Origin of the sequence: Nonomuraea sp. NPDC051191, from assembly GCF_044455665.1 — a bacterium.
Lineage (GTDB): Bacteria > Actinomycetota > Actinomycetes > Streptosporangiales > Streptosporangiaceae > Nonomuraea.
Genome location: NZ_JBITEZ010000007.1, coordinates 376,495 through 399,298, shown reverse-complemented (window position 1 = coordinate 399,298; position 22,804 = coordinate 376,495). Strand labels below are relative to the sequence as shown.

The 22,804-nt window shown below is 71.6% G+C and carries 22 protein-coding genes; 6 read left to right on the top strand and 16 right to left on the bottom strand.

The genetic code is table 11. From position 1 onward, the window contains the following. Positions 1 to 49 precede the first annotated feature (49 nt). Positions 50 to 451, top strand: a complete 402-nt coding sequence (locus tag ACIA8R_RS22765) for a hemerythrin domain-containing protein (protein ID WP_397040193.1) — start codon at positions 50 to 52, stop codon at positions 449 to 451. Here ACIA8R_RS22765 and ACIA8R_RS22760 read toward each other — a convergent pair. From ACIA8R_RS22760 to ACIA8R_RS22730, 7 genes are all read right to left on the bottom strand, one after another. Further along, positions 448 to 1,026: an ATP/GTP-binding protein gene (locus ACIA8R_RS22760; protein ID WP_357695329.1), complete on the bottom strand. Its 579-nt coding sequence runs from the start codon at positions 1,024 to 1,026 to the stop codon at positions 448 to 450. The two genes, ACIA8R_RS22765 and ACIA8R_RS22760, sit on opposite strands and share 4 nt — an antisense overlap. Further along, the gene (locus ACIA8R_RS22755) at positions 1,007 to 1,369 is read right to left on the bottom strand and encodes a DUF742 domain-containing protein (RefSeq protein WP_125631446.1); all 363 of its coding nucleotides are present in this window, start codon (positions 1,367 to 1,369) and stop codon (positions 1,007 to 1,009) included. The genes ACIA8R_RS22760 and ACIA8R_RS22755 overlap by 20 nt, the downstream gene beginning before the upstream one ends. Before the next feature lie 26 nt (positions 1,370 to 1,395). Next, positions 1,396 to 1,812: a roadblock/LC7 domain-containing protein gene (locus tag ACIA8R_RS22750; RefSeq protein WP_357695326.1), complete on the bottom strand. Its 417-nt coding sequence runs from the start codon at positions 1,810 to 1,812 to the stop codon at positions 1,396 to 1,398. A 27-nt stretch (positions 1,813 to 1,839) separates the two neighbouring features. Continuing rightward, a complete protein-coding gene (locus ACIA8R_RS22745; protein WP_397040190.1) occupies positions 1,840 to 4,794 on the bottom strand; it encodes a nitrate- and nitrite sensing domain-containing protein in 2,955 nt (984 codons plus the stop codon). A 224-nt stretch (positions 4,795 to 5,018) separates the two neighbouring features. Beyond that, positions 5,019 to 7,244, bottom strand: coding sequence for a [protein-PII] uridylyltransferase (locus ACIA8R_RS22740; protein WP_397040188.1), 2,226 nt, complete (start codon positions 7,242 to 7,244; stop codon positions 5,019 to 5,021). Next, complete coding sequence (locus ACIA8R_RS22735; RefSeq protein ID WP_357695321.1) at positions 7,241 to 7,579, bottom strand: P-II family nitrogen regulator; 339 nt, start codon at positions 7,577 to 7,579, stop codon at positions 7,241 to 7,243. The genes ACIA8R_RS22740 and ACIA8R_RS22735 overlap by 4 nt, the downstream gene beginning before the upstream one ends. Beyond that, the gene (locus ACIA8R_RS22730) at positions 7,576 to 8,898 is read right to left on the bottom strand and encodes an ammonium transporter (RefSeq protein ID WP_357695319.1); all 1,323 of its coding nucleotides are present in this window, start codon (positions 8,896 to 8,898) and stop codon (positions 7,576 to 7,578) included. The genes ACIA8R_RS22735 and ACIA8R_RS22730 overlap by 4 nt, the downstream gene beginning before the upstream one ends. Before the next feature lie 192 nt (positions 8,899 to 9,090). Here ACIA8R_RS22730 and ACIA8R_RS22725 point away from each other — a divergent pair, with 192 nt between their 5' ends. Beyond that, the gene (locus tag ACIA8R_RS22725; RefSeq protein ID WP_397040185.1) at positions 9,091 to 10,011 is read left to right on the top strand and encodes an ABC transporter substrate-binding protein; all 921 of its coding nucleotides are present in this window, start codon (positions 9,091 to 9,093) and stop codon (positions 10,009 to 10,011) included. Here the strand turns inward: ACIA8R_RS22725 and ACIA8R_RS22720 are convergent. After that, on the bottom strand, positions 9,995 to 10,759 hold the full coding sequence (locus tag ACIA8R_RS22720; protein WP_357695315.1) for an MOSC domain-containing protein: 765 nt from the start codon (positions 10,757 to 10,759) through the stop codon (positions 9,995 to 9,997). The genes ACIA8R_RS22725 and ACIA8R_RS22720 overlap by 17 nt on opposite strands. A 10-nt stretch (positions 10,760 to 10,769) precedes the next feature. Then, positions 10,770 to 11,573 (bottom strand): alpha/beta fold hydrolase, encoded by an 804-nt coding sequence (locus ACIA8R_RS22715; protein WP_397040183.1) that lies wholly within the window; start codon positions 11,571 to 11,573, stop codon positions 10,770 to 10,772. A gap of 78 nt (positions 11,574 to 11,651) precedes the next feature. Here ACIA8R_RS22715 and ACIA8R_RS22710 point away from each other — a divergent pair, with 78 nt between their 5' ends. Further along, positions 11,652 to 12,218, top strand: coding sequence for a TetR/AcrR family transcriptional regulator (locus ACIA8R_RS22710; RefSeq protein ID WP_357695311.1), 567 nt, complete (start codon positions 11,652 to 11,654; stop codon positions 12,216 to 12,218). Between the two features lie 251 nt (positions 12,219 to 12,469). On the opposite strand, the gene ACIA8R_RS22705 is transcribed toward ACIA8R_RS22710, so the two are convergent. From ACIA8R_RS22705 to ACIA8R_RS22685, 5 genes are all read right to left on the bottom strand, one after another. Next, positions 12,470 to 13,411 carry a sigma-70 family RNA polymerase sigma factor gene (locus tag ACIA8R_RS22705; RefSeq protein WP_364101887.1) on the bottom strand — a complete coding sequence of 314 codons (942 nt, stop codon included), beginning with the start codon at positions 13,409 to 13,411 and terminating at the stop codon, positions 12,470 to 12,472. 106 nt (positions 13,412 to 13,517) lie between these two features. Then, a complete protein-coding gene (hutI, locus tag ACIA8R_RS22700) occupies positions 13,518 to 14,678 on the bottom strand; it encodes an imidazolonepropionase (protein WP_397040180.1) in 1,161 nt (386 codons plus the stop codon). After that, positions 14,675 to 15,997, bottom strand: coding sequence for a formimidoylglutamate deiminase (locus ACIA8R_RS22695; protein WP_397040178.1), 1,323 nt, complete (start codon positions 15,995 to 15,997; stop codon positions 14,675 to 14,677). Before ACIA8R_RS22695 ends, hutI begins: the two co-directional genes overlap by 4 nt. Beyond that, complete coding sequence (locus ACIA8R_RS22690; protein ID WP_357695303.1) at positions 15,988 to 17,157, bottom strand: allantoate amidohydrolase; 1,170 nt, start codon at positions 17,155 to 17,157, stop codon at positions 15,988 to 15,990. Before ACIA8R_RS22690 ends, ACIA8R_RS22695 begins: the two co-directional genes overlap by 10 nt. A gap of 33 nt (positions 17,158 to 17,190) precedes the next feature. Then, positions 17,191 to 17,877, bottom strand: a complete 687-nt coding sequence (locus ACIA8R_RS22685; protein WP_397040176.1) for an SDR family oxidoreductase — start codon at positions 17,875 to 17,877, stop codon at positions 17,191 to 17,193. 54 nt (positions 17,878 to 17,931) lie between these two features. On the opposite strand from ACIA8R_RS22685, the gene ACIA8R_RS22680 reads away from it, so the two are divergent. From ACIA8R_RS22680 to ACIA8R_RS22670, 3 genes are read left to right on the top strand one after another with little or no spacing between them, the layout of a single operon-like run. Then, complete coding sequence (locus ACIA8R_RS22680; protein WP_364101875.1) at positions 17,932 to 18,465, top strand: PadR family transcriptional regulator; 534 nt, start codon at positions 17,932 to 17,934, stop codon at positions 18,463 to 18,465. A gap of 8 nt (positions 18,466 to 18,473) precedes the next feature. After that, positions 18,474 to 19,427 (top strand): ATP-binding cassette domain-containing protein, encoded by a 954-nt coding sequence (locus ACIA8R_RS22675; RefSeq protein WP_397040173.1) that lies wholly within the window; start codon positions 18,474 to 18,476, stop codon positions 19,425 to 19,427. Next, on the top strand, positions 19,424 to 20,173 hold the full coding sequence (locus tag ACIA8R_RS22670) for an ABC transporter permease (protein WP_364101869.1): 750 nt from the start codon (positions 19,424 to 19,426) through the stop codon (positions 20,171 to 20,173). The genes ACIA8R_RS22675 and ACIA8R_RS22670 overlap by 4 nt, the downstream gene beginning before the upstream one ends. Here the strand turns inward: ACIA8R_RS22670 and ACIA8R_RS22665 are convergent. After that, positions 20,153 to 20,986, bottom strand: coding sequence for a MurR/RpiR family transcriptional regulator (locus ACIA8R_RS22665; protein ID WP_364101866.1), 834 nt, complete (start codon positions 20,984 to 20,986; stop codon positions 20,153 to 20,155). The two genes, ACIA8R_RS22670 and ACIA8R_RS22665, sit on opposite strands and share 21 nt — an antisense overlap. 69 nt (positions 20,987 to 21,055) lie before the next feature. Further along, positions 21,056 to 22,705, bottom strand: coding sequence for a urocanate hydratase (hutU, locus tag ACIA8R_RS22660; protein WP_397040171.1), 1,650 nt, complete (start codon positions 22,703 to 22,705; stop codon positions 21,056 to 21,058). Positions 22,706 to 22,804: the final 99 nt, after the last annotated feature.

Here is a 22,804-nt window from a genome sequence, read left to right as displayed (position 1 = left end):
CTTTGCTTGCAAAGCAAAAACGTCGTGGTCTGAGGCAAAGGATAGTGACGTGGACGAGCGGGTGCGGGCCTTCGGGGACGAGCTGGTCAAGGTGCACGAATGGTTCAGGGGCGAGCTGGCGAAGCTGCGCGCGGGCGAGGCGGTGACCGACGACCTGCGGGCCCACTGCCTGACCTTCTGCGACGCGCTGAGCTTCCACCACTCCGGCGAGGACCGGGTGGCGTTCCCGTTCCTGGAGGGGACGCGCCCGGAGCTGAAGGGGCCGCTGGACCGGCTGCGCCGCGAGCACGAGGTGATCGCGGCGCTGGTCGAGGAGCTGCGCGCGGCCGGCGACCCGGCGACGATCGAACGCGTCGCCGCCGAGCTGGAGGCCCATTTCGACTATGAGGAGCGGGCGCTGGTGCCCGTGCTCAACTCGCTGGAGAGCGTCCCGTGGGCGGTCGGCGACTAGCGGACGGGGGCCGCGCGCAGCCGTACGACGTGCTCGACGAGCGAGATCAGCGTCGACTTGACCGACTCCCTGTTACGCGCGTCGGTGCGCACGATCGGCACGTGCGAGCCCAGAGCCAGCGCCTCGCGCACCTCTTCGTCGGTGTGCATGAACTGGCCGTCCCAGCCGTTGATGCCCACCACGAAGGGCAGCTTGGCCTCTTCGAAGTAGTCGATCGCGGGGAAGCTGTCGGCCAGACGGCGGGTGTCGAGCAGCACCACCGCACCGATCGCGCCGCGGACCAGGTCGTCCCACATGAACCAGAACCGGTGCTGTCCGGGCGTGCCGAACAGGTACAGGATCAGGTCGCGGTCGAGCGAGAGGCGGCCGAAGTCCATGGCGACGGTCGTGGTCTGCTTGTTCGGCGTCAACCCGAGGTCGTCGATGCCCGCGGACGCGTCGGTCATCACCGCTTCCGTGGTGAGCGGGAGGATCTCGGACACCGCCCCCACGAACGTCGTCTTGCCGACGCCGAACCCACCAGCGACGACGATCTTCGTCGAAGTGAGCCCGGGGCTAGAGCCTGCGAAGTCCACTGAGCACCCTTTCGAGCATGTTGAGGTCTGGTTGTCCCTGGCTGAGGCGTGGCTGGTGCAGGCGGACGAGACCTTCGTCTGACATGTCCGCCACAAGCACCCTCGCCACGCCCAGCGGGACGCGGAGCAGGGCCGAGATCTCGGCGACCGACCGGAACGTCCTGCACAACTGCATGATGGCCTCCTGCTCGGGGGTGAGCATGGCCATCTCGTCGTCCGGGATCGACATCGATGAGATCAACGTCTCCATCGCGAGGTGATACCGCGGCTCGGAACGGCCGCCGGTCACCGCGTAAGGACGGAACAGGGGCTCGTCGTCCCCGGTCCCGTCACTGCCGTACACGGCCCTCTCCCATCAGTTCCATCACATCACCGGGTCCTTGCGGCCTGGAGTTCGGCGCGCAGGGCCGGCGTGAGCGCCTGTCCCGCTCTGTCTACCAGCAGCGTCATCTGGTACGCCACCAGCCCCATGTCACAATCCGGACCCGCCAGCACCGTCAGCACGGAGCCGTCGCTGATCGCCATGACCAGGAGCAGCCCGCGCTGCATCTCGACGACGGTCTGCGACACCGAGCCGCCCTCGAACACCCTGGACGCGCCCACGGTCAGGCTCAGCAGGCCGGCGGAGACCGCCGCGAGCTGGTCGGCCCGGTCCGGCGGGAAGCCCTCGGAGGCCGCCAGGCACAGGCCGTCGGCGGAGACGACCACGGCGTGCGCGACCCCCGGAGTGTTGCGCACGAAGTCGGTGATCAGCCAGTCGAAGCGGTTCGCCTCATGGCTCAGCATGGTCACGCATCCTCCCCAGCGGGACGCTTACTCACTCTGTTCCTCCTGTCCACGTACTTCCTGGCGGCCCCGCCGCACACCCTTTTGGTAGCTGGCCATGCGGCTGCGCATCCGGTCGGCTGAGACCGGGGGCGCCGGCGGCTGCGACTGCTGAGCCTGCTGCTGAGCGGGCTGGCTCGCCGTGCCGGGGACCAGATTGGCCTTGGGGGTGCGCTTGGGGAGCCCCGCGGCGGTCACGCCGCCGAGGCTGGGCTCGCTGGCTTTGGCCGCCGCACGCCAACCGGCGTCCGCGGCCGTCTGCCACGCTTCCTCCCCAGAGGGTACGGCTTGCGCGGGCCTCGCCTCACCGCCGCTTTCGCCGGACGAGGGCGCCTCGGGCGCCGACTCCCCCGGCGGCCTGCGGAACCACGCGGACTCCACCGACGCGAAGATCGGCAGAAACTCCTCCTGCTCCGGTTCCATCGGCGAGACGTCCACCGAGGGAGCCGGGTCGGGACGGCGCACGTCGTTCGTCCCGTAGTTCGTCGCGTACGGCGGCGGCGTCGGGAACGCCCCTCCGTTCGCCGGGTACGACGGGAACGAGCCGTTGCCCGACGACAACGACGGGTAGGCCCCCGAGTCGAACGGCGACGACTGCCGCCGGTAGGAGCCACCGTCGGTGTCGGCGGTGAACCCGTTGACCGGACGGCCCGGGTCGGAGTTGAACCCGTTGCGGCCCGGGTCGGAGTTGAACGCCCCGAGCCCCTGCCTCGGCGCCGGGCTGTCGAAGGACGACGGCCCGGAAGGCGCGTCGAAAGGCCCGGACGGCCCTGAAGACGCGCTGTCGAAAGGCCCGGGCTGCCCTGAAGACGCGCTGTCGAAAGGCCCGGGCTGCCCTGAAGACGCGCTGTCGAAGGGCCCGGGTGGCCCGGACGGGGCGCCGCCGAAGGCCCCCGACGGCCCCGGGCCGAACCTGGCCGGATCGCCGGGACCCGGCCGCGAGCCGTTCGCCTCGACCGAGTCGAAGCTGCCGAACGACCGGAACGAGCCGTTCTGCGAGGGCGGCGTCACCGTCCCGCCGCCGAACGCCGGACGCTGCGGCAGCGGCTGCTGCGTGCCGTCGGCGATCAGGGTGGGCGGCAGCAGCACCATGGCGATCAGGCCGGCGCCCTCGCCCTTCCTGAGCTGCACCCGGATGCCGTGGCGCAGCGCCAGCCGGCCGACCACGAACAGGCCCATGCGGCGGGAGACCGACACGTCCACGACCGGCGGCTCGGCCAGGCGGCGGTTGGCCTCGGCCAGCTCCTCCTCGGTCATGCTGATGCCGGAGTCGCTCACCGACAGCAGCGCGCCGCCGCCCTCGATGAGACTGCTGGAGACCAGGACCTGGGAGTTGCTCGGGGAGAACTGGATCGCGTTCTCCACCAGCTCGGCCACCAGGTGGACGAGGTCGTTGGCGGCGCTGCCCTGGACGGACGTGGCCCGGTGGACCTTGACCTGGACCCGCTCGTAGCCCTCGACCTCCGACAGTGCGGCGCGCACGACGTCGACCAGTTTGGCCGGCTGGCTGCGCCGGCGGGTGGCCTCGTGGCCGGCGAGGACCAGGAGGTTCTCGGAGTTGCGCCGCATGCGGGTGGCCAGGTGGTCGAGCTTGAACAGGTCGGACAGCCGGCCGCCGTCCTGCTCGCCCTTCTCCAGGCCGTCGATCAGCGAGATCTGCCGCTCGACCAGCGTCTGGGTACGGCGCGAGAGGTTGACGAACATCGAGCTGATGTTGCTGCGGAGCTCGGCCTCCTCGCCCGCCAGGCGCACGGCCTGGCGGTGGACCTGGTCGAACGCCCGCGCGACCTCACCGATCTCGTCCTGGCCCTCGACCTCGATCGGACGCACGTCGGTGCTGGCCTCGCCCGAGACGCGGAGCTGGCGCACCACGTCGGGGAGCCGGAAGCCGGCGATCTCCAGGGCCTCCGTGCGCAGCCGGCGCAGCGGGCCGACCATCGAACGGGCGATGGCCACGGTGAGCAGCAGGACGACCAGCAGCAGCGCCAGGATCAGGACACCGGCGATGATGGCGTTGCGGATCTCGGCCTCGCGCAGCTCCTGGCTGCGCAGGTTCACCTTGTCGGCGAGGTCCTTCTCGATCTCGTGCAGGACGCCGATCGCGACCTTGTTGTCGCCGAACCACTGCTCGCGGGCGTTGGACCGGGAGGAGATCAGGTTGTCGGCGATGCGCACGCCCGGGGCCCGGCCGCTGGCCAGGGTGACCGCGCGGGCCTTGGTGAGCTGGACGTTGACGTACTCGTTCTTGCCGGTCAGCAGCTTCGACAGCTGCAGGCCGATCTCGACACCGGCCTCGGCGCCCACGGTGGCGATGTCGCTCTGCTCGCGGGCGTTGGAGGCGATGAACCGCTCGACCTCCTTGGCGTCGACGCCGTCGACGTTGTAGGAGTTCTTCAGCAGCTGCACGCGCTGGCGGGACATCTCCTCCTTGGCCTGCGCGAGCGCGCTCAGGGCCCGGAAGTGGCCGATGATCTGGGAGTCGTCCGACAGCAGTGCCAGCTCGTCGTGCAGCTTGAGCAGGGTGTCGGTCAGGAAGTCGTACCGGATCGTGTCGGCCTGGCCCTCGGCGCGGATCTTGGCCAGCCGGTTGAGGTCGTACTTGGCCTGGCCGGCGGCCTTGACGACGCGTTCGCCGTAGGAGTCGTCGATGGCGTCGAGGTCCTCGCGGACGCTCGTGACCAGCTTGTCGACGGCGCCCTTGTACTCGTTGAGCTCGCCTGCCTTCGACTTGCGCAGCTTGGGATAGGCCCCGATCCAGCCCCCCGTGTCACGCTCCAGGCCGAGTGCCTGCACCAGGTCCCTGATCCGGCCCGCCTGCTCGGCCGCGGTGGCCGTGCGGTCGTAGTCGCCGATGCTCTGGACCGAGCCGACCACACGTGCTCCCCCGAGCACGACGCCGGCGATGGTGGGCACGAGGATGAGCGCCGTCAGACGCCATCTCACGCGCCAGTTGCGCAGGCCCAGGCGAGGCAGCGACCGCTTCCCGCGGTCCCGCCTCGCGGCATGGCCGCTGTCGGAATTCCCCGTGATCACTGCTTTCGCTACCCCTCAATCGTCCCGTTCAACGACGGGTGTTCAAGCCGTCCACAAGGTATCCGCAGTATCCGACTTAACAGGCATTTCGGACACAATCGTTACATATGTGACCGACAGTTGTTCACTGTTGGTTATCGCAGTGCGGCCAGCACCTGATCGTGAACTTGAACTCGCTGCGCGCCGTCGCTGAGGGTGCGACCGGCGCGGTCCACGACATAGAAGACGTCCACCGCCTCCGCGCCGAGAGTCTCCACGCGGGCGGCTCTCACGTCAAGACCACACTCCCCGAACGCCCGTCCGATGCGCCACAGGAGCCCCGGCCTGTCATGGGCCCTGACTTCCACCACGGTGGCCGTCGCGGAGGCGTCGTCGACCAGTGTCACGCGAGGTGGAGCCACAGGTACCCGGGGCGGCCGTACGGACCTGGCGCGGCGGGCCAGCCGCTGCTCGATGTCAAGACGGCCGGCAAGGACGAGCCGCAGATCGGCCTCCAGCGTGGCCGGGTCGGGCGGGGAGCCGTACTCGGGCACGACGGCGAACTCGATCACCGCCGTGCCGCCCGCCGACGCGGCCGACGCCGAGCGCACGACCATCCGGTGGGCGGCCAGCACCCCGGCGGCGCTCCACAGCAGCCCGGCCCGGTCGGGGGCGACGACCGTGACCGCCCCGCCGTTGACCCGGACCGCCCCGCCGCCGTGCCGGGCCAGCGCGGCCTGCTCGGGCGAGATCGAGGGCGCCCTGGGCGGCGGCGAGCCTGACAGCACGGACCTGACCCGGCGGACGAGGTCGGCGACCAGGCCGGCCTTCCAGGCATTCCAGGCGGCGGGCCCGGTCGCGTTGCCGTCGGCGACGGCCAGCGCGGCCAGCAGGTCGAGCACCTCGCGGGAGCCGACCGTGGCGGCGACCTTCTCGATCGTGACCGGGTCGTCCAGGTCCCTGCGGGTGGCGGTCTCGGGCAGCAGCAGGTGGTGGCGTACGACGGTGGCCAGCGTCTCGACGTCGCGCGCGGGCAGCCCCATGCGGCGGGCGAGGTCGCGGACCACGACCTCGCCCGTCGCCGAGTGGTCGCCCGGCCAGCCCTTGCCGATGTCGTGCAGGAGCGCGCCGATCAGCAGCAGGTCGGGACGGGAGACCTCGCGGGCGAGGCCGGCGGCGTTCGCGGCGGCCTCGATCAGGTGCCGGTCCACGGTGAAGCGGTGGATGGGATTGCGCTGCGGACGATGCCGTACGCGCTCCCAGTCAGGAAGCAGCTTGACAAGGACGCCGGCCTGGTCGAGCTCCTCCCACACGGGCACGGCGGCCCGTCCGGCGCCGAGGATCGACACCAGCGCGTCGCGCGCCTCCTCGGGCCACGGCACCGGCATCGAAGCCGACTGAGCGGCCAGGACGGACACCGTCGCGGGCGCCAGCGGCAGCCCCGAACCGGCCGCGGCGGCAGCCGCCCGCAGCACCAGGACGGGGTCCCTGCGCGGGTCGACACCCCTGGCGAGCACCACCTCCCCACCGTGCTCGACCACACCGTCGGCCAGCGGACGGCGCCCCCGCGGCACCGGCCCTGACAGCAGCTTGTCAACCGTCCGCCAGGTGGCGTCGAAGGCGTGGGAGACGGTCCGGCCCGCCTCGGCGAGCCTGCGCATGAGGGCCTCGGCGTCGAGCAGGCCGAGCAGCCCGGCCACGGCGTCCTGCTCCTGGAGCACCAGCCGGTCGGCGCCGCGCGCGGTGACGACGTGCAGCGCGTGCCGCACGTCGAGGATGAACTCGTGCGCCTCGCGCGCCCGCGGTCCCGGCGCCGAGGCCACCCAAGCCGCCGCCACGGCCTGCATCGCCTGGACGTCGCGGAGCCCGCCGCGGCCGTCCTTGAGGTCGGGTTCGAGGAGGAAGGCCAGCTCGCCGCTGACCTGCGCCCGGTGGTCGGCCGACGCGCGCAGCTCGCCCAGCCTGCGCCGCGAGTCGGTCCGCCACTCGGCCAGCACCGCCTCCCTGGCCTTCCTGGTCAGGTCGGGGTCGCCGGCGACGTGCCTGGCCTGGATGAGTCCGAGCACGGCCTTGAGGTCCTGCCTGGCCACGGCCACGGCCTCCGCCACGGTCCGCACGGAGTGGTCGAGGCCGACGGCGGAGTCCCAGATGGGGTACCAGATGCGGTCGGCGATCCGCGCCACGTCGGCCCGCCCGTCGTGCAGCAGGACCAGGTCCAGGTCGCTGCCCGGGGCCGGCTCGCCGCGCCCGAGGCTGCCGACGGCGACCAGGGAGACCTGGTCGCCGTCGCTCGCCGTCCTGAAGAGGTCCTTGAGCCAGCGGTCGGTGTCCGCGGTCCGCTCCTTGCGGGCCGCGGCGTACGAGCGCGCCTCTCCTCTCACAGGGCCTCCGGCCCTCGCTCTCCGGTGCGTACGCGCACGACCGTGTCGACGGGCACGGACCAGACCTTGCCGTCGCCGATCTTGCCGGTGTGGGCCGCCTTGACGATGACGTCGAGGACGTCCTCGGCGTCGTCCTCCTCGGCCAGCACCTCCAGGCGCACCTTCGGCACCAGGTCCACCTGGTACTCGGCGCCGCGGTAGACCTCGGTGTGGCCGCGCTGGCGGCCGTAGCCGCTGGCCTCGCTGACCGTCATGCCCTTGACGCCGAACTGCTCCAGCGCCGCCTTGACGTCGTCGAGCTTGAACGGCTTGATGATCGCGGTGATGAGCCTCATGCCTCCACCTTCTTGGGAGCCGGAGCCGGGGCCGGGGTGAGCGGACCGTTCGGGGTGGTCACGCCGGACGCGTAGACCGTGCCCAGGTCGTACCCGGTCTCGGCGTGCGTGGTGACGTCGATGCCGGTGAGCTCGTCCTCGGCGGAGATGCGGAAGCCCATCGTCCTGTCGATGATCTTCCCGACGATCCAGGTGGCGACGAACGAGTAGCCGCCGATCGCGACCGGGCCGAGCACCTGGAGCCCGAGCTGGCCGAGGCCGCCGCCGTAGAACAGGCCCTTGCTCTGCTGGTCGAGGAAGGGATAGGCGGCCAGGAAGCCGAGCGAGACGGCGCCGATGACCCCGCCGACCAGGTGCACGCCGACCACGTCGAGCGAGTCGTCGAAGCCCAGCCGGTACTTCAGGCCCACGGCGTAGGCGCAGACGGCCCCGGCCACCAGCCCGATGACCATCGCGGCCCACGGGTCCACGAAACCGCAGGCCGGCGTGATGGCGACCAGGCCGGCGACCGCGCCGGAGGCGACGCCGAGGCTGGTGGCGTGGCCGTCGCGCAGCTTCTCCACGACGAGCCAGGCCCCGGCGGCGACCGCGGTGGCGATCTGGGTGTTCATGAACGCGAGCCCGGCGGTGCCGTCCACGGCCAGTTCCGAGCCGGCGTTGAAGCCGAACCAGCCGAACCACAGCAGGCCCGCGCCGAGCAGCACCAGCGTGAGGTTGTGCGGCCGCATCGGCTCCTTGCGCCAGCCCTTGCGCTTGCCGATCACCAGGGCCAGGGCCAGCGCCGCGGCGCCGGCGTTGATGTGGACGACGGTTCCGCCGGCGAAGTCCTCGATGCCCATGGTGTTGAGCCAGCCGGTGCCCCACACCCAGTGGGCGACCGGGAAGTAGACCACGGTGGCCCAGACGACGGTGAACAGGATCCACGCGCCGAACTTCGCCCGGTCCGCGATCGCGCCGCTGATCAGGGCGACGGTGATGATGGCGAACGTCAGCTGGAAGGCCGAGAAGACCAGGCTCGGCATGCCGGTGCCGTCGTCCTTGGTGGCCGTGTCGACCAGGCTCTGCAGGCCCAGGGCGTCGAAGCCGCCGACGATGTTGTTGAGCACCGTGCTGCCGTTGTCGGTGAACGCGATCGAGTGCCCGAACAGCACCCAGGCCACGGTGACCGTGATGATGGCGCCGAACGACATCATCATCATGTTCAGGACGCTCTTGGCCCTGGTCATGCCCCCGTAGAAGAACGCGAGGCCCGGAGTCATCAGCAACACCAGCGCGGTGGCCGCGAGCATCCAGGCTGTGGTGCCGCTATCGATCTTCACGACGCGACCCTCCTTACATGTGACGTGTCGCCACAGCGTGTTCGGCCGGGGTTTCGTGGCTCGACCTGGAGTGTTTCGCGTTCGTGAATCTCGTCGGCACGGTGTTTCGGGTACGTTTCGGCCCCTTCACATGCTTCGAACCGGCCATGAGATACTTAGGATTGCCTAACCTAATAGATCAAGGAATCCCTCATGCGTCTCCGGCTTCTGGCCCTGCTCCCCGTCCTCGCCCTGGCCGCCTGCGGCACCTCGACCGGCACGCAGGACGCCGGCCCCACCAGGACGGTCAAGCACGCCATGGGCGAGAGCAAAGTTCCGATGACCCCCAAGCGGGTGGTCGTGCTCGACACCGACAAGCTGGACACGATGGTCTCCCTCGGGATGGCCCCCGTCGGCGCGGCCCAGGCGGGCGAGAACCAGACCTGGCCGGAGTACCTCGGCTCGGCGCTGTCGGCCACCAAGCCGGTCGGCACGCTCCAGCAGCCCAACATCGAGGCGATCATGGCGCTCAAGCCGGACCTCATCCTCGGCACGAAGTTCCGCCAGGCCGCCTTCTACGACAAGCTCAGCAAGATCGCTCCGACCGTGTTCACGGAGAAGGTGGGCATCACCTGGAAGGAGAACTTCCTGCTGGACGCCGAGGCCCTGGGCAGGAAGGAGCAGGCGTCCGGGCTGCTGTCGTCCTACGAGCAGCGGGCCAAGGAGGTGGGCGCGAAGTTCTCGAAGCTCTCGGTGAGCATCGTGCGCTTCATGCCCACCGAGATCCGCATGTACGGCCCCGAGTCGTTCAGCGGCATCGTGGTCGGCGACGCCGGCGTCCAGCGGCCGGAGGTCCAGCGCCTGGCCGACCAGGACGACAAGCGCTTCGGCAAGCTGAGCCAGGAGAACATCGCCAAGGCCGACGGCGACGCGATCTTCTACAGCGCCTACGGCGAGGCCGCCGCCAAGTCGCAGGCCACGGTGACCGGCGGCCCGCTGTGGAAGAACCTGGCCGCGGTCAAGGCCGGCCACGCGCATGACGTGGACGACGAGATCTGGATGACCGGCATCGGCGTCACCGCCGCCGGCAAGATCCTCGACGACCTGGAGAAGTACCTCAGCCCGCTGGCCTGACCGGGTCGCCCTGGACGATCCGGCCGGGGCGCAGCACCCGCGCGTAGACGCCCGCGCACGCCTGGAGCCCGGCGTCGAGCACCGGGACCCGGTTGTGCCGGGCGACCACGCGCAGCGCCTCGGTGTCGCGGCCGAGCGCGCCGTGGGCCAGCGTCGGCACCGCGCAGCGCGGGCTGGCCACGATGACCTGGAGCACGACCTCGTGCCCGACGTGCAGCTCGCGCCCCACCCAGTCGTTCTCGGCGAAGCCCTCCACGTCGGTCCTGATGATCAGGTTGGGCCGGTAGCGGAGGGCTTCGACGTGCCCGCGCGGGCTCAGCTCGCCGATGCGGTCGATCGTCGCGGTGGAGATCAGGTGCAGGGGCGCGAAGTCGAAGAACGTGCCCTCCGGCGAGGCCCCGCCCAGCGTGCCCACCGTGTACGGCACCTCCGCCTCGATGCCCTCGGCCAGCACCCGCTCGGGCACCGACCGCTCCAGCTCGGCCCCCTCCGGCGGCACGTCGATCAGCCGCACCTCGCGGCCGAGCAGCTTCGACAGCTCCTCGTCGCCCGGCGCGCGGGCGCCTTCGACGGTCAGCAGGTCGCGCCACAGCCTGGGGTTCTTGGCACTGGCGATCTTCCCCGTGGCGACGTCGAGCACCGCCCTGGCCCGGTCGCCGGTCAGGCCGCGCTCGGTCACCTCGCTCTCGGCGATCTCCTCGCCCAGCATCGACTTGACCGGGTAGCGGCGCAACGTTTCGACGTACATGATCCGGAGCCTACGGCCGGCCCCAGAAACGGCGCAGGTGGGGGACCAGCTCGGCGGCCCGCTCGTCGGGGAAGAACAGCCGCCCGCCCTCGATCTCGACGACCTCCTTCACGCCTGGGATCGTGTCGCGCAGCCAGTGGGCCCAGCTCACGTCGAAGAACGTGTCGCCGGTGCCCCACACGACCAGCGTCGGCACGGTGAGCACGGTGAGCTGGGGCTCGATGGCGACCAGGTCCGCGGCGTCGATCGAGGCCAGCAGGCGTTCGAAGGCGCGGCCGCCGCCGGGCTTGGCCAGGATCGGGCGCAGGTAGGCGTCGACCAGCGCGGCGGGGTCGTCGATGCGCTCGTAGCCGGCGCCCAGGGCGGTCCGGGCCAGCAGCTCGGGATGGTCCAGCACGGCGGCCACGAGCCCGGCCAGCTCGCCCCTGACGGCCAGCTCGACGGTGTCCTTGAACGCCTCGGGCGGGGTGTTGGTGTGCACGTCGCAGTTGGTGAGGGTGAGCGAGCGCAGCCGCGCGGGGTGGCGCACCGCGAACACCTGGGCCACGGCGCCGCCGGTGTCGTTGGCCACGAGGTCCACCTCGTCCAGGCCGAGCCCGGCGCACAGCTCCTCCACGGCCTCGGCCAGCGCGGGGATGGACAGGTCGTCGCGCGGGTCGCTGCCGCCGTGCACGGGCAGGTCGATGGCCACGCAGCGGCGTTCGTCGCGCAGCTCGGCGACGACGTTGCGCCACAGGTACGAGCTGGTGCCCACGCCGTGCACGAACAAGGCGACCGGGCCCCGGCCGACGTCCATGTAGGTGATGCCGTCCACGTCCACTCCTTGGGATTACAGACCGACTGTCGGTCTAGAAAATTACCGACCGTCGGTCGGTCTGTCTAGAGTGGGGGCATGAACCTCAAGGCGGAGCGCGGCGCGGCCACCCGCGACAAGGTCCTCGCCATCGCCACGCGGCTGTTCGCCGAGCGGGGCTACGACGACACGTCGATCGAGACCGTGCTGCAGGAGTCGGGGCTGAGCCGCGGGGCGCTCTATCACCACTACGCGGGCAAGGACGCGCTGTTCGAGGCGGTGCTGGAGGCCACGGAGTCGGCCGTCGGCGTCAAGATCGCCAAGGCGGTGCGCGGCATCGGCGACCCGGCGGCGGCGCTGCGGGCGGGGGCGCTGGCCTGGGTGAGGCTCGCGGGCGATCCGGTGATCCGGCGCATCGTGCTCATCGACGCGCCCGCCGTGCTCGGGTGGGAGAGCTGGCGGGCGATGGAGGAGCGCTACTCGTTCGGCATGCTGAAGGCGGCCCTCCAGGCGACCGGGGCGGTGCCCGACGAGTTCGTCGACCTGCACGCCCACATGCTGCTGGCCGCCATCAACGAGAGCGCCCTGCTGGTCGCCAGAGGCGGCGACACGGCCACGGCGGAGTCCGCCGTCGAGGAGTTCCTGCGCCGCGTCCTCAGACCGTGACAGGCCCCCTGGAACGAGCGGCCCTCAGAACAACCACAGCCTCTGGAACAAGCGGGCCTCAGAACAACCACAGCCCTGGAACGAGCGGGCCCTGGTGACGTCACAGGCCCCTGGAACGGGTCGCCGCCCGCGGGCCTTCGTCACACCGCGGGCCCCTGGGACGCCGGAGGCGTCCGGATGCGGCGGCGCCGCCGCCCGGATGCGGGCGGCGGCGCCGAAGACGCCCAGAAGGGCGGAAGCCGCGAAGAAGGTCAGGCGGCGGCGTTGGCCATGCGGCGCAGGCGGGCCAGCGCGTCGCGCTCGATGCGGCGGGCGCGGTCGCGGCCGATGCCGTAGCGCTCCCCCACCTCGGTCAGCGTGTGCTCGCGCCCGTCGACCAGCCCGTAGCGCCACCGCAGCATCTCGCTGGTGTCGCCCTCCAGGTCGGTGAGCCACTGGTCGAGCCGCTCGCGCTCAAGGATGTCGATGGCCTGCTGCTCGGGATCGGCCCACGTCTCGTCGGCGATCATGTCACCCAGCTCGGTCTCGTCCTCGTCGCCCACGCCGAGCTGCAGCGACACCGGGTCGGAGGCCCAGCGGCGCAGCTCGCGCACCCGCTCGATCGGCAGGTCGAGGATCTCGGCGAGGTCGCCGTCGGTCGGCTCGGTGTCGTACTCGGCCAGCATGTCGCGGCGCACCCGCATCAGCCTGGTCATCTGCTCGCCGGCGTGCGTCGGCAGACGGACCGGACGGGCCTGCTCGTGGATGGCCCGTCCGACCGACTGCCTGATCCACCACGTGGCGTAGGTGGAGAACTTGTACCCCCGCCGGTAGTCGAACTTCTCGACCGCTCGCACCAGGCCCAGGTTCCCCTCCTGGACCAGGTCGATGAGCGGCATCCCCCGACCCGAGTACTTCCGGGCCACCGCCACCACCAGGCGCAGGTTGGCCTGGATGAACTCGTCCTTCGCCCGCTGGCCCGAGACGGCCAGGCGTTCCAGCTCCTCGTCGGCCGCGTCCCCGATCCGCGGCTCGGAGCCTCCGCTGTCAAGAAGCTGCTCGGCGAACAGGCCCGCCTCGATCCTCTTGGCGAGCTCCACCTCTTCCTCCGCCGTGAGCAGCGGGACCCGGCCTATCTCGGCCAGATACGTCCCCAGCAGGTCGCGGTCAGCGACGTGCTGCTCCTGCGTGCGACTCCCCGTAGGCCTTGCCATCCCCTGGCACCTCGTTCCGCAGCTGCTTCCTATATCCCGCCAACGTCCGGCCGGAAGCAAAGATTCCCTAAACAGCTACGCCAGAGGGAGGGTCTTGGACGTCCTCCTAAAGGAGGAGACCGGCCTGAAACACCTGGTGGACAAGGGGAACGCCGGGTCGGTACGCCAGGTGGACATAGGAGGGGGCGTCGAGCACGACGAGGTCCGCGCGGGCTCCCTGACGCAACCACCCTACGTCCGTGCGGCGCAGCGCGCGGGCCCCGCCGTACGTGGCCGCCCGCACCGCCTCCAACGGCGTCATCCCCATCTCCCGTACGGCCAGCGCCACGCAGAACGGCATCGACGAGGTGAACGACGAGCCCGGGTTGCAGTCGGTGGCCAGCGCGACCGTGACGCCCGCGTCGATGAGCCGCCGCGCGTCCGGGTACGGCGACCGCGTGGAGAACTCGGCCCCCGGCAGCAGCGTCGCGACCGTCCCGCTGGAGGCCAGCGCGTCGACGTCGGCCGCCGACAGGTGGGTGCAGTGGTCGGCCGAGGCCGCGCCCAGCTCGCAGGCGATGCGCACGCCGGGCCCCTCGGTGAGCTGGTTGGCGTGCACGCGGGCCTGGAGCCCGGCCTTGATCCCGGCGTTCAGGATCTCCCTGGTCTGGTCGCCGTCGAACGCGCCGCGCTCGCAGAAGACGTCCACCCATTTGGCGTAGGGGGCGCAGGCGTCGAGCATCTCGCCCGTCACCAGGCGGACGTAGTCGTCGGCGTCGGCGCCCTCGGGCACGACGTGCGCGCCGAGGTAGGTGGTCTCGTCGGTGAGGGTGGTGGCGATCTCCAGGGAGCGGCGCTCGTGCTCGGCGGACAGGCCGTAGCCGCTCTTGATCTCCACGGTGGTGGTGCCCTGGGCGAGCATCTCCTCCACCAGGGCGCGGGCGTGCGTGGCCAGGTCGGCGTCGCTCGCCGCGCGGGTGGCGGCGACGGTCGTCCTGATGCCCCCGCCGGTGTACGGCTGTCCCGACATGCGGGCCTGGAACTCGGCCGTGCGGTCGCCGGCGAAGATCAGGTGGGCGTGACTGTCCACGAACCCGGGCAGCACGGCCCGGCCGCCGACGTGCACGCGCTCGTCGGCGTCGGGCGCCTGGGCGGCGGGGCCCAGCCAGGCCACCACGCCGTCCTCGACGACCAGCGCCGCGTCGGTGATCTCCTCGCGCTCGGGGTCGCCGGTGTAGAGCAGCCCGATCCCGTCGATCAGCGTGGTCAGCGTGGTCGGTGTGGTCATCGCACTTTTCCTATCGCCTCGGAGAGCATGTGTCCGACGTCGCCCAGTTCGTGGCGGCCCTGCGCGACCACCCTGCGGCCGCCGGAGACCACCGAGTGCACGTCGGAGGCCGTGGCCGCGAACACCACCGCCTCCAGCCCGCCGGCGCCCGCCGTGCGCACCGAGTCGAGCCGGACCGACACCAGGTCGGCCCACGCCCCGGGGATGAGCCGGCCCGCGTCGGCGAAGCCGAGCGAGGTGTGCCCGGTGCCGGTGGCGGCGGTGAGCAGGTCGGCGGCGCTCCAGTGGCCGCGCCGCTCGCTGGTCAGCCGCTCGTCGAGCTCGACCGCGCGGGCCTCCTCGAACAGGTCGATCACGGCGTGGCCGTCGGAGCCGAGCGTGATCTGCGTGCCCCGGTCGGCCGCCGCCCTGGCCGGGCCGACGCCGTCGGCCAGGTCGCGCTCGGTGGTGGGGCACATGCAGATGTACGTGCCCGACTGGCCGAGCAGCTCCACGTCGGAGTCGGTCAGATGGGTGGCGTGCACGGCGGTCGAGCGAGGGCCGAGCACGCCGCGCTCGTGCAGGATCTGGACCGGCGTGGCGGCGTACGTCTCGGCGCAGGCCGCGTTCTCGGCGCGCTGCTCGGAGACGTGCGCGTGCAGCGGGGCGGCGTGCCGGTGGGAGAACTCGGCCACCACCGGCATCTGGTCGGGCGGCACCGCGCGCACCGAGTGGACGGCGGCCCCGATCTCGACGTCGTGCTGCCCTTCGTAGGCGGCGGCCAGCTCGTCGGCGCGGGCGGCCCAGCCGTGGGCACTGCCGTCGCTGAAGCGCAGCTGGGTGCCCGACAGCGGCACGCCGATGCCGCCCGACAGGTAGCAGGTGTCGAGCAGCGTGATGCGCAGCCCGGCCTCGCGGGCGGCCTGGATGAGCGCGTGGCTCATCACGTTCCTGTCCTCGTACGGGCGGCCGTCGGGGGCGTGGTGCAGGTAGTGGAACTCGCCCACGCAGGTCACCCCGGCCAGCGCCATCTCGGCGTAGACCGCCCTGGCGAGCTGGAAGTAGGTGTCGGGGTCGAGCCTGCCCGCGACCTCGTACATCTGGTCGCGCCAGGTCCAGAAGTCGCCCTTGCCGCGCTGGGTGGCGCCGCGCAGGGCCCGGTGGAAGGCGTGGGAATGGGCGTTGGCCAGGCCGGGGATGGTCAGGCCCGGCAGCCGCTCGGCCGAGCCGGGCTCGCCGCGGGCGATCCGGGTGATCCGGGTGCCCTCGACCTCGATGAGGACGCCATGGGCGACCCCGTCGGGCAACCAGGCCTGCTCGCACCAGTAGGTCAGCGACACAGATCCTCCAGCACGTCCGCGAGTGCCACCACTCCCGCATGGCAGTCTGCCTGGTCGGCGTGCTCCTCGGGTGAATGGGACACGCCGGTGGGGTTGCGTACGAACAACATCGCGCTCGGGACGCCCGCCGTGGCGAGGATCCCGGCGTCGTGACCCGCTCCGGTCGGCAGGATCGGCGCGGGCGTGTCGCCGCCGGCCACGCGGGCCAGCCGGTCCCTCAGCGCGGCGCCGAAGGCGACCTCGGGGGTCCACGACTCCTCGCGCACGTCCGCCCCGGCCGCCGCGGAAAGCTCCTCGACCAGGGCGCGGACCGCGGGCTCCGCCGGGCCGCGGGCGTCCAGCCAGGCCGAGACCAGGCCGGGGACGGCGTTGGCGTTGCCGGGCGAGACGCGGGTCTTGCCGACCGTGGCCACCACGTCGTGCCGCTCGGCCGCCTCGCGGGCGGCCAGCACCAGGCGGGCGAAGGGCAGCATCGGGTCGTCGCGGTCGGCCAGCCGGGTGGTGCCCGCGTGGTCGGCCCTGCCGTGGAAGTCGAAGCGCCAACGGCCGTGCGGCCAGATGGCGCTGGCCACGCCCACCGGCCGGCCCTCGTGCACCAGGCCGCGGCCCTGCTCGACGTGGAGCTCGACGAACGTGCCGACGGTGGCCAGGGTCTCGGCGTCGCGCCCGATGGCCTCCGGCTTGCGGCCGGCCCGCGCCATGACGTCGGCCAGCGTGTCACCCTCGTCGTCGGTGAGCGCGAGCGCGCGTTCCGGCGTGAGCGCGCCGGTGAGCAGCCGGGAGCCCATGCACGGCATGCCGAACCTGGCCCCCTCCTCGTCGGTGAAGCAGGCGACGCCGACCGGCCTGCCCGGGGTGACCTGCCGTTCGCGCAGCAGGTCGAGGGCGGCGAAGGCGGACACCACGCCGAGCGGGCCGTCGAAGGCGCCGCCGTGACGCACCGAGTCGAGGTGGCTGCCGGTGACGACGCCCGGACGGCCCGACGGGTCGCCCCACCAGGCCCAGAGGTTGCCGTTGCGGTCTTCCCGCAGGTCGAGCCCGCGGCGCGCGGCCTCGCCCGCGAACCACCCGCGTAGCTCCATGTCGGCGGCCGACCAGGCGTCTCTCACGTATCCGCCGGAGCGGGGATCTCGTCCTATGTGCGCGAGTGGTTCAAGCATGGGTCCACTGTAGTGAATGGATTCATTCAGATGTCAGTTGACCGGGCCCGCGCTCGGTCTGATGGTCAGTTCGGTGAGGTGGGCGTCGGGTCCGGCGTTGATCGTGGCGAGCACGGCCCGCGCCACGCTCTCCGGGGTGAGGTACTTGTCCGGTTCGTACGCGCCGCCTTCCTGGGCGCGTACGCCGCGCTGCATGTCGGTGGCCACCCGGCCCGGGTAGACGGTGGTGACCCGCAGCTCGGGCTCCTCCAGGCGCAGCGCGTCGGCGAAGGCGCGCAGGGCGAACTTGCTGGCCGCGTACGAGGCCCATTCGGGGTTGGCCCGCTGCCCCGACCCGGAGTTCACGCAGACGACGTGCCCCCGGGCGCGGCGCAGCGCGGGCAGCAGCAGCCGGGTCAGCTCGGCGACCGCCACGACGTTGAGCTCCATCGTCGTGCGCCAGTTGTCGGCCGGCTGGTCGGCGATCCGGCCGAGCATCGCGACCCCGGCGCTGTGCACGAGCACGTCGAGCCGCTCGACGCCGGCGACGTCGGCCTCGGTGAGCCGGGTCAGCTCGACGGGCCAGGGCCGCGCGTCGGGCAGTTCGGCGGCCAGCTTCGCGAGCGCGGACTCGTCCCTGCCGCCGAGGATGAGGTGATGCGTGGGGCCCAGAGCCCGCGCCACGGCCTCGCCCACACCACGGGAAGCGCCGGTGACCAGCGCGATCGGTCGTTCAGTCATGCCGCCGAGTTTATGACCTTGACGATCCCTCAAATTTGAGTACAAAATTGAGTCATGTCGGTGTCAACGCGCATCCTGATCCTCGGTTCCCTGCTCGACGCCCCCATGAACGGCTACGGCGTCCGCCGCCGGCTGGAGATGATGGGCGCCGACGCCTGGGCGAACGTCGCCTTCGGCTCGATCTACCACGGCCTGGGCAAGATGGCCGACGAGGGTCTGCTCGCGGTCGTCGAGGCCGGGAAGGGCGGCAAGGTCGTCTACGAGCTGACCGACGCCGGCCGCTACGAGTTCCACCGGCTGCTCATGCAGAGCTGGTCGGAGGTGCGGCCCGTCGTGGACCCCTTCCAGGTCGCACTGACGTTCATGAACCGGCTGGAAAAGCAGGAGATTCTCGACGCCCTGCATGGCAGGATCCGACAGCTGCGACTGAACATCGAGACGATCGACCACGCGTACGGCACCAAGCAGCGCTACGGCGAGCCCAGGCACCTCGACGAGAACCTCCGCCTGACCCAGGCCGTGCTCCAGGCCCAGCTCGACTGGGTCGAAGGCGCGATCACACGGGTCGAGAAGGACGAACTGCCCTGAGGAGAACGGTGATCATAGAAGCACGCGAGTTACGCAAGACGTTCACCACCAGGAGCCGCAAGGGCTCCCAGACCGTCGAGGCCGTGCGCGGCATCGACCTCGACGTCGAAAAAGGCGAGATCTTCGGCGTCCTCGGCCCCAACGGCGCCGGCAAGACCACGACGATCCGCATGCTGGCCACGCTGATCACGCCCGACTCGGGCACCGCCGTCATCGCCGGGCACGACCTGCGCGCGGAGCCCGGGGCCGTGCGCCGCAAGCTCGGCTATGTCAGCCAGGCGGGCGGCGTGGAGGACACCACGAGCGCCCGCGCCCAGATCATGATGGCCGCCAGGATCCACGACGTGGCCGACCCGAGGCAGGCCACGGCCGACGTCCTCGAACGTTTCGACCTCACCGAGATGGCCGACCGGCCCGGCCGCACGCTCTCCGGCGGCCAGAAGCGGCGGGTGGCCATCGCGCTCGGGCTGGTGCACGCGCCGCCGCTGCTCTTCCTCGACGAACCCACCACCGGCCTCGACCCGCAGAACCGCGCGAACCTCTGGGACCGCATCAGGCAGCTCCGCGAGGCCGGCACGAGCGTGCTGCTCAGCACCCACTACCTCGACGAGGCCGACGCGCTCTGCGACCGGCTGGTGATCGTGGACCACGGGCGGATCGTGGCCGAGGGCACGCCCGGCGAGCTCAAGCGCGAGGTCTCCGGCGACGTCGTCACGCTGCGGCTGGACGAGCCCGAACGGGCCGCCGAGGCGCTCAGGCCCCTGGCCCGCGAGGTCCGCGTGGACGAGGACGCCCTGCGCGTCTACGTCGACGACGGCGAGCACACGCTGCCCGCGCTGCTGCGCCTGCTTGAGGAGCACGGCATCGGCCTGAACTCGATCGCGCTCGACCGCTCCACGCTCGACGACGTCTTCCTGGCCAAGACCGGCCGATCCCTCCGCGACACGGGAGCCGCCGCATGATCCGCCACCTCGTCCTGTTCACCGGCTACGAGCTGAAGAAGTCCTTCAGCAACCCGGTCTGGCCGCTGTTCGGCATCCTGCAGCCGGTGCTCTACCTGCTGATGTTCGCGCCGCTGCTCAAGGACCTGACGCCGGGCGGCAGCACGGTCGACGCCCTGCGCATGTTCACGCCCGCGTCGATGATGATGATCGCCGTGTTCGGCTCGCTGTTCTCGGGGTTCGGCCTGATCGCCGAGCTGCGCAACGGCTCGCTCGAACGGTACGCCGTCAGCCCCGCCTGGCGGCCGGCCATCGTGCTCGGACGGGTGGCCAAGGACATGGTCGTGCTGGTCTGCCAGGCCATCCTGGTGCTGGTCGTGGCCGTGGCCATGGGCGTGCGGATCGGCGGCGTCGAGCTGGTGCTGGTGCTGGCGCTCATGGCGGCCACGGGGCTGTTCGCCTCCGGGCTGTCGCAGGGGCTGGCGCTGACCGTACGCGACGAGAACGGCATGTCGCAGACGCTCAACCTGTTCATGCTGCCGATCATGCTGCTGGCCGGGCTGTTCATCCCGATCTCGTTCGCACCCGGCTGGATGCGGGCGATCGCGCCGGTCAACCCGCTGTACCACGCGGTCGAGGCCGGGCGGGCATTGTTCGCCGGGCGGCTCGGCGACCCGTCGATCCCGATCGCGTTCGCGCTGTTCATCGTGCTCGCGGTGCTCACGACGATCTGGTCGATGCGGTCGCTACGCAGGATCGCCGGGTAGGAAGGTGCCGGCCTCGTCGGTCATCCGCTCGTACTCCTCCAGCCTGGCCCGGGTACGCAGCGGCGCGGCGTCGGCCATGGCCTCCACCAGGGCCATGGCCAGCGCCAGAGGGGCCGCGTGGGAGTCGAACACCAGACGGTCGCCGACCGGGCCGTCGAGCACCACCTCGGCCGGGAAGCCCGGCTTGTCGGTGATCGCGGCGACGCGCAGGCCGAGCTTCTCCGCGTACTCCAGCGCCTGGACGACCTCGGCCGGATAGCGCGGGAGCACCACGGCCACCACCCACTCCGCGCCCGCCCGCCGCGCCGCGTGCAGCCCCTCGACCAGCTCCGAGCCGCCATGGGTGAGCAGGCGCACGTCGGGGTGGATGCGCCTGGCGTAGTAGGCGAAGGTGGTGGCCAGGCCGCAGGAGACCCGCAGGCCCAGCACCGGCAGCGGCTCGGTGGCGGCGAGCTGCTCGCCCAGCTCCTTGAGCGGGAGCGCGGCCAGCCGCTCGCGCACCACGGCGAGGTTGCGGATCTCGCTGTCGATCGCGTTCCGCAGCAGGCTCTCCTGCGGCGCGACCACGCCGCCGCCGAGCACCAGCGGGCGCAGCGCCTGACGCAGCTCGGGGTAGCCGGCGAAGCCGAGCACCATGGCGAACCTGGTCACCGACGGCTGGCTGACCCCGGCCCGCTCGGCCAGCTCGACGCTGGACAGGAAGATGGCCTCGTCGAGGTGCTCGCCCAGGTAATGGGCGATCCTGCGCTGCACCGGCGACAACCTCCGGCCGTCGAGCAGGACGCCGAGCCCACCGTGATATCCGTCAGCCACGCCACCTCCAACGTTCCCCGACCCGCATTCTCATCCCCCGTACCCCGTGGGGGACGGGACGGCGGGCCGTCAGGACTCGCGCATCGGGATGCGCACGCCGCGGGCCTCGGCCACCTGGGCGGCCTCGTCGTAGCCCGCGTCCACGTGCCGCATCACGCCCGTGCCGGGGTCGTTGGTGAGCACGCGGTTGAGCTTCTCCCCGGCCAGCGCGGTGCCGTCGGCGACCGTGACCTGACCGGCGTGGATGGAACGCCCGATCCCCACGCCGCCGCCGTGGTGGATGGACACCCAGGCCGCGCCGGAGGCGGTGTTGAGCATGGCGTTGAGCAGCGGCCAGTCGGCGATCGCGTCCGAGCCGTCGGCCATGGCCTCGGTCTCCCGGTACGGCGAGGCCACCGACCCGCTGTCGAGGTGGTCGCGGCCGATCACGATCGGCGCCTGGAGCTCACCGGAGGCCACCATGTCGTTGAACCGCTCGCCCGCGACGTTGCGCTCGCCGTAGCCGAGCCAGCAGATGCGCGCGGGCAGCCCCTGGAAGTGCACCTTCTCGCCGGCCTGCGCGATCCACCTGGCCAGCGGCTCGTTGTCGGGGAACAGCTCCAGGATCGCGCGGTCGGTGGCGGCGATGTCGGCCGGGTCGCCGCTCAGCGCGGCCCACCGGAACGGCCCCTTGCCCTCGCAGAACAGCGGCCTGATGTACGCCGGCACGAACCCGGGGAAGTCGAAGGCCCGCGAGTAGCCGGCGAGCTGGGCCTCGCCGCGGATGGAGTTGCCGTAGTCGAACACCTCGGCGCCGGCGTCCTTGAAGCCGACCATGGCCTCGACGTGCCGGGCCATCGACGTGCGCGCCCGCTCGGTGAAACCGGCCGGGTCCTTGTCCCGTTCGGCGGACATGTCCTCGAAGGCGACGCCGAGCGGCAGGTACATCAGCGGGTCGTGCGCGGACGTCTGGTCGGTGACGATGTCGATCTCGGCGCCCGCGGCCAGCAGCTCGGGCAGCGCCTCGGCGGCGTTGGCCACGACGCCGATGGACAGCGGGCGGCGCGCGTCGCGGGCCTCGTAGGCCAGTCGCAGCGCCTCCTCCAGGCTGTCGGCCTGCGCGTCGAGGTAGCGGTGCTCGATGCGGCGGGTGACCGAGCGGGGGTCGCAGTCGATGCAGATCGCGACGCCGCCGTTCATGGTGACGGCCAGCGGCTGGGCGCCGCCCATGCCGCCGAGGCCGGCCGTGAGGGTGATCGTGCCGGCCAGCGTGCCGCCGAACCGCTTCGCGGCCACCGCGGCGAACGTCTCGTACGTGCCCTGGAGGATGCCCTGGGTGCCGATGTAGATCCACGAACCGGCGGTCATCTGGCCGTACATGGTGAGGCCGGCGGCCTCCAGGCGGCGGAACTCCTCCCAGTTGGCCCAGTCGGGGACCAGGTTGGAGTTGGCGATGAGCACCCGGGGGGCCCATTCGTGGGTGCGGAACACGCCTACCGGGCGGCCCGACTGGACCAGCAGCGTCTCGTCGCCCTCCAGGGTGGTCAGGGTCCTGACCATCGCGTCGAAGGAGGGCCAGTCGCGGGCGGCCCTGCCCGAGCCGCCGTAGACGACCAGCTGCTCGGGGTGCTCGGCGACCTCGGGGTCCAGGTTGTTCTGGAGCATGCGGAGCGCCGCCTCCTGCGGCCACCCCTTCGCGGTGATCGTGGTGCCTCGCGGTGCGCGCACGCTGCGGCTCATGGTGACCCTCCTGAATGAACACATTCACCTTTGTCACCCGAAGACTACGGTGGACCGCGTCCAGCGGTCCACCGCAGGCAGCGGACTTTGCGCCTACGG